The following is a 13,559-nucleotide window of genomic DNA, read 5'->3' as shown; positions in this document are numbered from 1 at the left end:
TCTTATTGCCATGGAACATCCTGAAAATAACGAAGAATATAAAGGACTCGTTGTCAATAAAGGCATCGAACAGCCCTCATCTGTGAATCCTTATTTGAAACGTAAACCTAAAAAGCGTCAGCTTTCGGTTGCGGAATTTGTAGAAGGTATTGTGAAAGGTGATGTCACTATTCTCAGTCAGGCTGTGACATTGGTGGAGAGTGTGAAGCCCGAACATCAGGCTGTCGCTCAGGAAGTGATTGAGAAGTGTTTACCTTATTCCGGCAATTCCATTCGGGTAGGTATCAGTGGGGTGCCCGGTGCAGGTAAAAGTACATCAATCGATGTATTCGGCCTTCATGTGCTCGAAAAAGGCGGCAAGTTGGCGGTATTGGCCATTGACCCGAGCAGTGAACGCAGTAAAGGCAGTATATTGGGAGACAAGACACGTATGGAGCAGCTTTCCGTACATCCTAATTCATTTATCCGCCCCAGCCCCTCAGCGGGTTCATTGGGAGGAGTCGCAAGGAAGACCCGTGAAACCATTGTGCTTTGCGAAGCTGCCGGATTCGATAAAATCTTTGTGGAAACCGTTGGAGTAGGACAAAGCGAAACGGCGGTTCATTCGATGGTGGATTTCTTCTTGCTGATTCAACTCGCAGGTACGGGAGATGAATTGCAGGGAATCAAACGCGGGATCATGGAAATGGCGGACGGTATTGTGATTAACAAAGCCGACGGAGATAATCTGGAACCTGCCAAGCTGGCTGCCAGTCAATTCCGCAATGCGCTGCATCTGTTTCCGGCTCCCGAATCGGGATGGATTCCGAAAGTATTGACTTATTCCGGTTTTTATAATATCGGCGTGAAGGAAATCTGGGACATGGTGTATGAATATATCGACTTTGTGAAGAAAAACGGCTATTTTGGATATCGCCGTAATGAGCAGAGTAAGTACTGGATGTACGAGACAATTAATGAACAGCTCCGTGATAGTTTCTATCACAATCCTCAGATTGAAGCGATGCTTCAGGAGAAGGAACAACAAGTGTTGCAGGGAAATCTTACTTCGTTTACAGCTGCTAAGAGCCTGCTGGATACCTATTTTGATGAATTAAAACGATGATAAACCGGAAACAGTGATGGATTAAAAAACGACCGAACATTTACCCCCGATAAATATACCCTAATTAGTAATAACCAATTGTTAACTTTAACACCTGATGAACAAAACCTTATTAACCGGGCTTTTGTGTTGTAGTTTGTCAATACAAAGCTTCGCAGACCAACCGTTAGAGGGGTTCGCTTATGGATCAGTGAATGCCCCTACAGGAAAAGAGTGGGAATCTCCCGAAAATCTGGCGCTGAACAAGGAACAGCCGCATGCTTATTTCTTCCCGTTCCAGCATCTGGACAATGCCCGAAAGGTATTACCGGAGAACAGTCAGTTCTGGCAGTCACTCAATGGTGACTGGAAGTTTCACTGGGCACCCGATCCGGACTCCCGCCCTAAAGATTTCTATGAGACGAATTATGATGTAACTTCATGGGATGTGATTCCCGTACCTTCTAGCTGGAACATTTATGGCATTCAAAAAGACGGAAGCCGGAAGTATGGAACCCCTATTTACGTCAACCAACCGGTGATCTTTCAGCATAGCGTGAAAGTGGACGACTGGCGTGGGGGTGTGATGCGTACCCCTCCTGCCAACTGGACCACTTATAAGGACCGGAATGAAGTGGGTTCCTTCCGCCGTGATTTCGAAATTCCGCAGGACTGGGACGGACGTGAGACCTTTATCAGTTTTGATGGTGTCGATTCCTTCTTCTATCTGTGGATTAACGGTCAATATGTGGGCTTCTCCAAGAATTCACGCAATACCGCTGATTTCAATATCACTCCCTATTTGCAGAAAGGTAAGAATACCGTAGCTGCTGAAGTATACCGTAGTTCGGACGGTTCCTTCCTCGAAGCTCAGGATATGTTCCGTTTGCCGGGTATCTTCCGTACGGTTGCCTTGTATTCGGTTCCTAAAGTTCATTTCCGTGACTTGGTTGCCACCCCCGATCTGGATGCTACTTATACAGACGGTTCTTTGACAGTCAATGCTGAGATCCGTAATCTGGGTAAGAAAGCAATAAAAGACTACAAAGTATATTATTCTTTATATGCTAACAAACTTTACTCTGATGAGAATACATTAGTAGATGGATTCCTGTCTCCTGTTATCGACAAAATCGCTCCGAATGAAACAGGCACTGTTCAGACTGTCCTTAAGGTGAAAGCTCCCAACAAATGGTCGGCGGAGTTTCCTTATCGCTACACATTGGTAGCCGAATTGAAGGATAAGAAGAACAAAACAATTGAGATGGTTTCCACTATTGTCGGTTTCCGGAAGGTGGAGATTAAAGATACTCCTGCCTCCGAAGATGAATTCGGGCTTGCCGGACGATATTATTATGTGAATGGAAAGACGGTCAAACTGAAAGGGGTAAACCGGCACGAATCCAATCCGGGAGTGGGGCATGCCATTACCCGTGAGATGATGGAAAAAGAGATTATGTTGATGAAGCGCGCCAACATCAATCATGTACGTAATTCACATTATCCGGATGATCCGTATTGGTATTTCCTGTGCAACAAATATGGTATTTATCTGGAAGATGAGGCTAATATAGAATCTCATGAATATTATTATGGTGCTGCTTCTCTCTCTCATCCGGTAGAATGGAAAAATGCACACGTAGCACGTGTGATGGAAATGGTGCGTGCCAATGTCAACAATCCGTCTATCGTTATCTGGTCGTTGGGCAATGAAGCCGGACCGGGGAAGAATTTTGTGGCTGCTTATGATGCTTTGAAGAAGTTTGATGCTTCCCGCCCTGTACAATATGAACGTAATAATGACATTGTAGATATGGGCTCCAACCAATATCCGTCTATCGGCTGGGTACGCGGAGCCGTTCAGGGGAAATATGACATCAAGTATCCGTTCCATATATCCGAATATGCTCACTCAATGGGGAATGCCTGCGGCAATCTGATTGATTACTGGGAGGCGATGGAATCGACCAATTTCTTCTGTGGCGGTGCTATCTGGGATTGGGTAGACCAGTCCATGTACAATTATGACCCGAAGACAGGTGTTCGTTATCTGGCTTATGGGGGCGACTTTGGTGATACTCCCAATGATGGACAGTTTGTAATGAACGGCATCGTGTTTGGTGACCTTGAACCGAAGCCTCAGTACTATGAAGTGAAAAAGGTATATCAGCACATCGGAGTGAAAGCGCTGGATATTGAAAAAGGAGCATTCGAAATCTTCAATAAGTACTACTTTAAGAATTTGGCAGAGGATTATTTGTTGGTGTGGTCACTCTATGAAGATGGTAAAGCGATACAGACAAGTCAGCCGATGGATATTAACGTAGCTCCACGGCAGCGCATGCAGATTACGCTTCCTTATAATTATGCCTCTCTTAAAAAAGATGCAGAGTACTTTGTAAAAGTCCAATTCATATTGAAAGGTCAAAGACCCTGGGCTGCCAAAGGCTTCCCGATGGCAGAGGAACAGATTTTGTTGAAGGAGGCTACAGACCGCCCATCCATCCGTGAGGTGGCAGCCGGTGCAGGAAAACTGGATGGATTCGTGCTGGACAAGGATACGAAGCGTATCTTTATAAAAGGGGCTGACTTTGAAGCCATATTTGACCCGCAAACCGGAAGTATCTACAGTCTGAAGTATGGCGACGAGACAGTTATTTCCGATGGCAACGGTCCGAAGCTCGATGCTCTCCGTGCTTTTACAAACAATGATAACTGGTTCTATGCTCCCTGGTTCGAACATGGTTTGCACAATCTGATTCATAAAGCAACTGAATATAAAGTGCTGAATAAAGACAATGGAACTTTGGTATTGAGCTTTACGGTAGAATCTCAGGCACCGAATGCCGCACGTATTAAGGGCGGTACAAGCTCCGGTAAGAATAGCATCGAAGAACTGACCGACAGAAAATTCGGAAGCAATGACTTTAAATTTATCACTAACCAGATATGGACAGTATATCCGGACGGTTCTATCGAATTGCAGTCCAGCATTACTTCCAATCGTTCAAGTTTGGTGCTGCCGCGTTTGGGCTATGTGATGAAAGTTCCCCAACAATACAGTAACTTCACTTACTATGGACGCGGACCGGTAGATAACTATGCCGACCGTAAGAGCGGACAGTTTATCGAACAGTATACGAATACCGTAGCAGGTGAGTTCGTAAACTTCCCGAAACCTCAGGATATGGGCAATCACGAAGATGTTCGCTGGTGTGCGTTGACCAATCAGGCAGGCAATGGAGCTGTCTTCGTAGCTACCGACCGTCTTTCGGCTTCGGCACTTCAGTACTCGGCTCTCGATCTGATTTTGGCTTCCCATCCTTATCAGTTGCCGAAGGCAGGCGATACCTATCTGCATTTGGATTGTGCAGTGACCGGTTTGGGTGGTAACAGTTGTGGTCAGGGAGGTCCTCTTGTACACGACCGTGTGTTTGCCAACCAGCACAGTATGGGCTTCATCATTCGTCCTGCCGGTAAGGAACTGAGTGTTGTTGCCAATGTTGCCCCTGCGGGAGATCTTCCTCTGTCTATCACCCGCACTCCTGCCGGAATGGTCGAATTGACTTCGGCAAAGAAAGATGCTGTCATTTGTTATAGCATTGACGGAAGTAAGAAAGTGCAGGAATACACAGAACCTGTCCCTATGCGTAACGGAGGTACGATCAAGGCATGGTATAAGGATAGTAAGGATATCAGCAGCACAATGAAGTTTGAGAAAATAGAAAGCATTCAGACGCAAGTTGTGTACGCCAGTAGTCAGGAATCGGGTGAAGGTGATGCTTCTCATCTGACTGACGGTGATCCGAATACCATTTGGCATACCATGTATTCTGTGACAGTAGCCAAATATCCGCATTGGGTAGATTTGGATGCCGGTGAAGTGAAAGAAATCAAAGGATTCACTTACTTGCCACGTCAGAATGGCGGTAACGGTAATATCAAAGATTACTCTATTCAGGTCAGCATGGATGGAAAAGAGTGGGGAGAGCCTGTTAATAAAGGAACGTTCGCAAGGGACTCCAAAGAAAAGAGAATCTTGTTTGACAAACCGGTGAAAGCACGCTATATCCGTTTCACGGCTTTAAGCGAACAGAACGGACAGGATTTTGCATCCGGTGCTGAGATAACGATTCTGGCTAACTAGGAATTATTGAATATATAGCAGAAAGAGACTGACTTTTTAGTCAGTCTCTTTATTTTAATCGGAATTAGGGAACTCCTACAGCTCCTTTCCCGCTTTCTCAAAATCCGCCTTAGACTTACTCTGTGTCACAATATACACACCCAAAAACACGAGCGTAATGGCAATTCCCTTTTCCCAGCCGAAGCTCCCGATTCCCATGATAATCGCTGCAATCGAAGCCACAATCGGCTGCATATAATTATACATACTTACTACTGTCGGGCGAAGTAGCCTCTGAGCTGTCATGATGCAGAGATAAGCCAGGAAACTTCCTCCCAATACGACATACAGTACCTGCACAATGGCAATCGTTGGAATAGCAGCCCATTGAATAGTTGAAATATCATAGTAGGAGAAAGGAATATAGCATATCGAAGCGTAGATAAACATCCATTTATTAATAGTCACTGTCGAATATCGTTGTGACAGACCTTTGAATACCGTTAAGTAGATAGAGAAACTGATCTGCGCAACCAGACAGAGCAGGTCACCAATCAGACTTCCGTTGCCGCTGCTTGCCGCCTGACTGCTGATAATAAGAATCAGCGCTCCCATGGCACCGACGAAAATACCCAGCACTTTCTTATTCGTAATCGGTTCTTTCAGATAGATAGCAGCTACGACCATGGTCACTATCGGCAGGGTCGTTGTTACGATAGATGCGTCGATAGGTGAAGTCATGGAAAGTCCGAAGATAAATACTCCTTGATTGAAAACCAGTGCAAACAAGGAAGCAAAGAAAATCTTAAGCATATCACGATGATCCACATGTTCCTGCTTGCAAAAGATGGAAAGTATCCAAAATGCAGCTGCAGCTCCTACCATACGAAAGGTAGTGACGGAGATTGCAGAAAACTCCTGAAGTGCCGATTTTCCGATAGGAGACATTAATCCCCACATTACGTTTGCAGTTAGTGCAAACAGATGGCCGTGCGGGTTCTTATTATTACCCATAAGTTCGTGTATACCTTTTAATTGTTACCTTTATTGAAAACTGCTGCAAAGGTAACTAATTTGTCGCATGATTTGTTTATATTTGCCTTGATTAAAATTGAATATTATGGAACAACAGGCAGACTATATCCAGCGGATCGAGATCAACGGACTCTGGGGCCGCTTTAATATAAGATGGGATTTACGCCCGGATGTGAATATTCTTTCCGGCATCAACGGAGTGGGAAAGACGACTATTCTGAACCGTTCGGTGGGATACCTCGAACAGCTTTCGGGCGATATACAACTCTCCGGTGAAATGAAGAGCGATGCGAAGAACGGGGTACACCTTTTCTTTGATAATCCCGAAGCGACTTACATCCCTTACGATGTGATTCGTAGCTACGACCGTCCTTTGATTATGGGTGACTTTACGGCACGCATGGCAGATAAGAATGTGAAGTCCGAACTGGACTGGCAACTATATCTGTTGCAACGCCGCTATCTTGATTATCAGGTTAATATCGGTAATAAGATGATTGAGATGCTTTCCAGCAATGACGAAGAACAGCGCAATAAAGCGGCTACTCTGTCCCTTGCCAAGCGTCGCTTTCAGGATATGATTGACGAACTTTTCAGTTACACCCGTAAAAAGATAGATCGCCGTCGGAATGATATAGCCTTTTATCAGGATGGAGAACTGCTGTTTCCATATAAACTCTCGTCCGGTGAAAAGCAAATGCTGGTGATTCTACTAACGGTACTTGTGCAGGACAACAGCCATTGTGTTCTTTTTATGGATGAGCCGGAGGCCTCTCTGCATATTGAGTGGCAACAGAAATTGATTTCAATGATCCGGGAACTGAATCCCAACGTACAAATCATTCTGACCACCCATTCGCCTGCCGTTATCATGGAAGGCTGGCTGGATGCAGTGACAGAGGTGAGCGATATTTCTACGGAAGCGGATGGGTTTAAAATCCACCCGACTATTAATTGTTAATAACGATCTATACATGGCAACTTCACTACGCGATAATCTGACTTCTTCTTACTTCAATGCTGCTCACAAGCTATATTCAAAAAAGGCACGCCGGCGCATCATTGCTTATGTAGAGAGCTACGATGATGTTGCCTTTTGGCGCACATTACTCGAAGAATTTGAAAATGACGAGCATTATTTTCAAGTGATGCTCCCTTCGGCTACTTCGTTGGCGAAAGGTAAGAAGATGGTGCTTATGAACACGCTGAATACTGCCGAACTTGGAAGAAGCCTGATTGCCTGCGTAGACAGTGATTATGATTTCCTGTTGCAGGGGGCTACGAATACTTCTCGTAAAATCAACCGGAACAGATATATCTTCCAGACCTATACATACGCCATTGAGAACTATCACTGCTTTGCCGAAAGCCTTCACGAAGTATGTGTACAGGCTACATTGAACGATCGTTTTATTCTGGATTTCAACGCTTATCTGAAGCGATACTCCGAAATCGTATATCCGCTTTTCTTATGGAACGTGTGGTTCTATCGTCAACGGGATACTTATACTTTTCCGATGTACGATTTCCATACTTATACAGCTTTGCGTGAGATCAGTCTTAAACATCCGGAACACAGTCTGGAAGCACTGCAACATCGTGTCAATCAGAAACTCTCTGAACTGAAGGCACGTTTCCCCGGTTCTGTCGGCCAAGTCAACGCATTGCGGCCGGAATTGAAGGAACTGGGGCTTGTCCCGGAAACTACCTATCTGTATATGCAGGGGCATCATGTGATGGATAATGTGGTAATGAAACTCTTGATTCCTGTCTGTACCGCCTTACGCCGGGAACGGGAACAGGAAATCAAACGACTGGCAGAGCATAATGAACAATTCAGGAATGAACTGACTTGTTATCAGAATAGCCAGGTGAATGTGGAGATTATGTTGAAGAAGAATGTTGCTTATAAGCGACTCTTCCACTACGATTGGCTGAGGCAGGATATTCAGGAATATCTGGCAAAGGAAAAATAAACCGAAGGGAATAAATAAAAGAATAAAGGACAGTAAACTAAAAGAGGAACTATTTTATGAAAGAAGTGATTGATACGGTGAGTGTGGCGTTAGCAAATGGAGAAACGGAAAATGTAGGGAACGCTGTGATGCAGGAGGTTAACCGTACGTTGGTCTCGGCAGGAGTGGATGAGGTCTGGGCGGACAAAATAGATAATCTGATCGTATTGCTATTCATTATAGGAATTGCTTTATTGGCTAATCTGATCTGTCGAAAAATTATTCTGCGGGTAGTGGCCAAGTTGGTGAAGCAGACTAAAGCTACTTGGGACGATATTGTATTCAACCATAAAGTGATGGTGAATGTCAGCCGGATGGTAGCACCTATCTTGATTTATATTGCCATTCCTATCGCATTCCCCGAGCATGCGGATTCTGATTTACTTGATTTCCTGCGCCGTCTCTGCCTGATATATATCATTGCTGTTTTTCTTCGTTTTATCAGTGCTTTGTTTACGGCTGTCTATCAAGTATACAGTGAGCGGGAGCAGTATAGGGACAAACCGTTGAAAGGACTTTTGCAAACGGCACAAGTGATTCTTTTCTTTATAGGAGCTATCATTATTATCAGTATTTTGATCAATCAGAGTCCGATGGTCTTACTGACCGGATTAGGAGCATCTGCCGCTATCCTGATGTTGGTATTCAAAGACAGTATCATGGGATTTGTGTCCGGTATCCAGCTTTCTGCCAACAATATGCTGAAAGTGGGCGATTGGATTACTATGCCAAAATATGGGGCGGACGGTACTGTGATAGAGGTTACCCTGAATACTGTAAAGGTACGTAATTTTGATAATACGATAACGACTATTCCTCCTTACCTCCTGATAAGCGATTCTTTCCAGAATTGGCAAGGGATGCAGGAATCCGGTGGACGTCGAGTGAAGCGTTCCATTAATATTGATATGACGAGTGTACGCTTCTGCACTCCGGAAATGCTGGAGAAATATCGTAAGATACAGTTATTGACAAATTATGTAGAGGAGACGGAGAGGGTAGTAGAAGAATATAATAAGGAACATGATATTGACAATTCCGTGTTAGTGAACGGACGAAGACAGACCAATCTGGGAGTTTTCCGTGCCTATCTGACAAATTATTTGCGGAGTTTGCCTACCGTTAATCAGGAAATGACTTGCATGGTACGTCAACTTCAGCCTACAGAGACAGGTATTCCATTGGAACTTTATTTCTTCTCTGCCAACAAAGTTTGGGTGGCGTATGAGGGCATACAGGCAGACGTGTTCGATCATGTGCTGGCCATCATTCCGGAGTTCGGTCTGCGAATCTTCCAAAATCCTTCAGGTGAAGACCTGCGTCGGATAGGAGTGAAGATAGAACATTGATTCAAAAAATAGCATATTATATAAACGATACATACTGTTAACTATAATTGATTATGAATACACCTATACCCAACCAGATTATCCGTGAGATTACACCTTTGTCTGACAAAGACTGTTTCTATATTGCAGAACGTTATAAAACGGAATTTACTTATCCGATTCATAATCATTCTGAATTTGAACTGAACTTTACAGAGAAGGCTGCGGGAGTAAGACGTGTTGTGGGAGATTCCTCTGAAGTGATAGGAGATTATGATCTGGTTCTGATCACAGGCAAAGATCTGGAACATGTATGGGAACAAAATGAATGTCGTTCCAAAGAGATACGAGAGATCACTATTCAATTCTCTTCAGACCTGTTCTTTAAGAGCTTTATCAATAAAAACCAGTTCGACTCTATTCGCCGGATGCTGGATAAGGCTCAGAAAGGACTCTGTTTTCCGATGTCTGCTATACTCAAGATCTATCCCATGCTGGATACGCTTGCTTCTGAAAAGCAAGGATTCTATGCAGTTATCAAATTTATGACGATTCTCTATGAGCTCTCTCTCTTTGAGGAAGAAGCCCGGACATTATCCAGTTCTTCTTTTGCTAAGATTGATGTCCATTCCGATAGTCGTCGTGTACAAAAGGTGCAGGAGTATATCAATCTTCACTATCAGGAAGAAATTCGATTGGGGCAGTTGGCTGGTATGGTCGGAATGACTGATGTGTCGTTCAGCCGCTTCTTTAAATTGCGCACGGGGAAAAACCTTTCCGACTATATCATTGATATCCGGTTGGGTTTTGCTTCGCGGTTGCTGGTAGATTCTACGATGTCTATCGCAGAAATCTGTTATGAGTGCGGGTTCAATAACCTTTCTAATTTTAATCGTATCTTTAAGAAGAAAAAAGATTGTTCTCCTAAAGAGTTTCGCGAGAACTACCGGAAGAAAAAGAAACTGATCTAGCTTTTCTGTATCCACCCTATTATAATAGTTTAGAGTCCTGTTCCCTGAGATTTATTCTTCGGGGTACTAAAATCTATTATCCGTTATGCAGATTAAATCTTACAGAGAAGTGGATTAAAGCTGTATTGTAAGTCGTTGATAACAAGTTTGTAACACGATGTAATAAACCTGAAACGGCTATTTCAAACCATTGTATCTGATTCGTATTCGTATTGTAACCTCCTCCTTCTACCTTTGCCGACGTAATTAAAAACGTAGAGCGAAGTTCGATGAAAAAACTATTTCTTTTTAGATTTTCTGTTGCAGCCTTTTTTTGTTTGTTGTGTGTTCTTCCTGCATTGGCTGCCAATATCAAGATTAAAGGTGCGGTGAAAGACAAGCTCTCCAAAGAACCTTTGATTGGAGCAACGATACGATTGGTGGGAACTCCTGCCGGAGCTGTGACCGATATGGACGGTAATTTTGAGTTGAACAGTACCGGTGTGTTGGAAGGTATGTATGATGTTGAAATAAAATATATAGGATACAAGACGGAAGTACGCCGCAAAGTTCGTGTGGAGAACGGGAAACTGGTGATTTTGGATCTGGAATTGGAGACGGATACACATGAACTCTCGGATGTAGTGGTGGTAGCAAAGAAGAATCGCGAGAATGAGAATATGTTGTTGCTCGAACAACAAAAAGCAGTCATTGCCGTGCAGGCTGTCAGCGTCAAGGAGCTTTCCCGCAAAGGTGTTTCCGATGCGGAGGGAGCTGTAACCAAAGTGGTGGGGGTTTCTAAACAGGATGGAGTCAAGAATGTCTTTGTCCGCGGACTGGGCGACCGCTATAACGCGACTACCTTTAACGGATTTTCTGTTCCTTCGGAAGATCCGGAATATAAGAATATCTCTCTCGACTTCTTCGGTACGGATATTATTCAGTCTGTTGGCGTTAATAAGGCATTTAATGCCGGAGGTATCAGTGATGTGGGCGGTGCGACGATCGACATTGTTTCCAAAGAACTGATCGGTAGCGGAAACCTGAATATCGGTATTTCCGGTGGACTGAACACTCAGACAGTGACAGCCGACTTTCTGAAACTCGACGGAGTCAATTTTCTGGGTTTTGCCAATACAACAGAACCTGCCGATGAAAATAGCTGGGGATTCAAGAATAAACTGGACCCTTCCAGTCAGAGCTTTCAGATGAACCGAAGTTACAGCATCTCCGGTGGAAAGCGGTTTTATCTAGGAAAAGACAAGAATCCGCTCTCTTTCTTCCTGACTGCCGGACATACGACAGATTATCAATATACGGATGAAACAATTCGTAATACAACGACAAGTGGTACGGTGTACAAAGATATGACGGGTAAGAAGTACACCGAGAATATCAGTCAGCTGGCACTGGCCAATGTGGATTATGATATGCAGAACCGTCATCATGTGAGTTACAATTTTATGATGATTCATGCCAATGTGCAATCTGTGGGTGACTATACCGGTAAAAACTCGATCTTTAGTGATGATTATGATAATCAAGGATTTACCCGTCGCCAGCAAACGAATGACAACTTGCTGATCGTTAACCAGCTGATGACTAACTGGGGACTGACCAAAACATTGAGTCTGGATGCCGGTGCTTCTTATAATATTGTGAAAGGAAACGAACCCGACCGCCGGATCAACAATATAACAAAGGCAGAAGAAGGCTACACCTTACTTAGAGGTAACTCCCAACAACGGTACTTCTCCACTTTGGATGAAGATGACATCAATGTAAAGGCAGGACTTGTTTATCGTCTGAAAGATAATGTAGAAGAAATCTCTCAAATACGTCTTGGCTATGCGGGCCGGTTTGTTGATGATAATTTTAAAGCGACTGAATACAATCTGACTGTGGGACACGCTTCTTCCATTCCTTCACTCGACAATTTTTCGCTCGACGACTATTATAATCAGACGAATCTTTCTTCCGGATGGTTTGCCGTTCAGAAGAACATCGATAAGTATTCGGTCACGAAAAATATTCATTCCGCTTATGCGGAAGCTACTTACCAGTTTACTCCCCAGTGGATTGTAAATGTAGGAATGAAATATGATAATGTAGATATTCAGGTAGACTATAATGTGAATAAAGGTGGTTCGGAAGGGAACAACACGATTCAAAAGGACTTTTTTCTTCCAAGTTTGAATTTGAAATACAATCTGAGTGAGAAGCACTCCTTACGTTTGGGTGCAAGTAAAACTTATACGTTGCCGCAACCTAAGGAAATTTCTCCTTATCGTTACGTAGGAGTGAACTTTAACAGTCAGGGTAATGCGAACCTGAAGCCCTCGGACAACTATAACGTCGATTTGAAATGGGACTTTAATCCTACTCCGACTGAACTGATTTCTCTGACAGCCTTTTATAAACTCATCAAGAATCCGATCTCACGCATTGAGGTAGCAAGTGCCGGAGGATATCTTTCTTATGAGAACATAGCAGATAAGGCAACGGTAGCCGGAGCGGAAGTGGAGGTACGCAAAAACCTGTTTGTCCGCCCGGTAAGCAGTGCGGCAAACGGAATGAATAAACTCTCTTTCGGTTTGAACGGATCGTATATCTATACGAATGCGAAAATGCCTTTGGCAACCGTTACCACCGGGTCGCAACTGGAAGGTGCCGCCCCCTGGATTGCTAATTTTGACTTATCTCATAACTACACAAAAGGAGATCATAGTTTCATCAATACATTGGTGCTCAACTATGTCAGCGATAAAATTTATACCATCGGTACGCAAGGCTATCAGGATATCATGGAACAGGAAATCATGACACTTGACTTCGTCTCGCAGGCCAAACTGAATAAGTATATCTCACTTACACTGAAAGCCCGTAACCTTCTGAACCCATCGTATAAGTTGAGTCGCAAGGCTAATGAAAGTGGAGAAGAAGTGGTACTTAGCGATTACAAAAAAGGAATAAATATCAGTCTGGGAGTGTCGTGCACATTTTAAACCGGATCATGAAATA

The 13,559-nt window shown here is 43.8% G+C and carries 8 protein-coding genes; 7 read left to right on the top strand and 1 reads right to left on the bottom strand.

All coding sequences use genetic code 11. The features are described from left to right. Positions 1-10 precede the first annotated feature (10 nt). On the top strand, positions 11-1,105 hold the full coding sequence (meaB, locus tag HMPREF2794_RS18280) for a methylmalonyl Co-A mutase-associated GTPase MeaB (RefSeq protein WP_010536639.1): 1,095 nt from the start codon (positions 11-13) through the stop codon (positions 1,103-1,105). Between the two features lie 97 nt (positions 1,106-1,202). Continuing rightward, a complete protein-coding gene (locus HMPREF2794_RS18275; protein ID WP_070752139.1) occupies positions 1,203-5,231 on the top strand; it encodes a glycoside hydrolase family 2 TIM barrel-domain containing protein in 4,029 nt (1,342 codons plus the stop codon). A 75-nt stretch (positions 5,232-5,306) separates the two neighbouring features. Here the strand turns inward: HMPREF2794_RS18275 and HMPREF2794_RS18270 are convergent, their stop codons facing one another. After that, complete coding sequence (locus tag HMPREF2794_RS18270; RefSeq protein WP_010536641.1) at positions 5,307-6,224, bottom strand: DMT family transporter; 918 nt, start codon at positions 6,222-6,224, stop codon at positions 5,307-5,309. Positions 6,225-6,330: 106 nt separating this feature from the next. Between HMPREF2794_RS18270 and HMPREF2794_RS18265 the strand changes: the two genes are divergently transcribed. The 5 genes from HMPREF2794_RS18265 (at position 6,331) to HMPREF2794_RS18245 (ending at position 13,543) form a co-directional block, all read left to right on the top strand. Further along, a complete protein-coding gene (locus tag HMPREF2794_RS18265) occupies positions 6,331-7,206 on the top strand; it encodes an AAA family ATPase (protein WP_010536642.1) in 876 nt (291 codons plus the stop codon). Positions 7,207-7,219: 13 nt separating this feature from the next. Beyond that, positions 7,220-8,221 carry a DUF4435 domain-containing protein gene (locus HMPREF2794_RS18260; protein WP_022302309.1) on the top strand — a complete coding sequence of 334 codons (1,002 nt, stop codon included), beginning with the start codon at positions 7,220-7,222 and terminating at the stop codon, positions 8,219-8,221. Between the two features lie 56 nt (positions 8,222-8,277). Beyond that, positions 8,278-9,609, top strand: a complete 1,332-nt coding sequence (locus HMPREF2794_RS18255) for a mechanosensitive ion channel family protein (RefSeq protein WP_081030734.1) — start codon at positions 8,278-8,280, stop codon at positions 9,607-9,609. A gap of 53 nt (positions 9,610-9,662) precedes the next feature. After that, positions 9,663-10,559 (top strand): AraC family transcriptional regulator, encoded by an 897-nt coding sequence (locus HMPREF2794_RS18250; RefSeq protein WP_010536645.1) that lies wholly within the window; start codon positions 9,663-9,665, stop codon positions 10,557-10,559. A gap of 269 nt (positions 10,560-10,828) precedes the next feature. Beyond that, positions 10,829-13,543 (top strand): TonB-dependent receptor, encoded by a 2,715-nt coding sequence (locus tag HMPREF2794_RS18245; protein ID WP_055268577.1) that lies wholly within the window; start codon positions 10,829-10,831, stop codon positions 13,541-13,543. The last annotated feature ends 16 nt before the right edge of the window (positions 13,544-13,559 follow it).

It is taken from the genome of Bacteroides sp. HMSC067B03, from assembly GCF_001811315.1.
GTDB classification, from domain to species: Bacteria; Bacteroidota; Bacteroidia; order Bacteroidales; family Bacteroidaceae; genus Bacteroides; species Bacteroides faecis.
Note: the sequence above shows the minus strand (reverse complement) of the source record. Positions and strands in the feature narration are given on the sequence as shown.

Bases quoted from the DNA above. Each gene is read 5' to 3' on its own strand.
- HMPREF2794_RS18265 (WP_010536642.1), top strand. From the start codon at position 6,331: ATGGAACAACAGGCAGACTATATCCAGCGGATCGAGATCAACGGACTC.
- HMPREF2794_RS18250 (WP_010536645.1), top strand. From the start codon at position 9,663: ATGAATACACCTATACCCAACCAGATTATCCGTGAGATTACACCTTTG.
- meaB (WP_010536639.1), top strand. From the start codon at position 11: ATGGAACATCCTGAAAATAACGAAGAATATAAAGGACTCGTTGTCAAT.
- HMPREF2794_RS18270 (WP_010536641.1), bottom strand. From the start codon at position 6,224: ATGGGTAATAATAAGAACCCGCACGGCCATCTGTTTGCACTAACTGCA.
- HMPREF2794_RS18260 (WP_022302309.1), top strand. From the start codon at position 7,220: ATGGCAACTTCACTACGCGATAATCTGACTTCTTCTTACTTCAATGCT.
- HMPREF2794_RS18245 (WP_055268577.1), top strand. From the start codon at position 10,829: ATGAAAAAACTATTTCTTTTTAGATTTTCTGTTGCAGCCTTTTTTTGT.
- HMPREF2794_RS18255 (WP_081030734.1), top strand. From the start codon at position 8,278: ATGAAAGAAGTGATTGATACGGTGAGTGTGGCGTTAGCAAATGGAGAA.
- HMPREF2794_RS18275 (WP_070752139.1), top strand. From the start codon at position 1,203: ATGAACAAAACCTTATTAACCGGGCTTTTGTGTTGTAGTTTGTCAATA.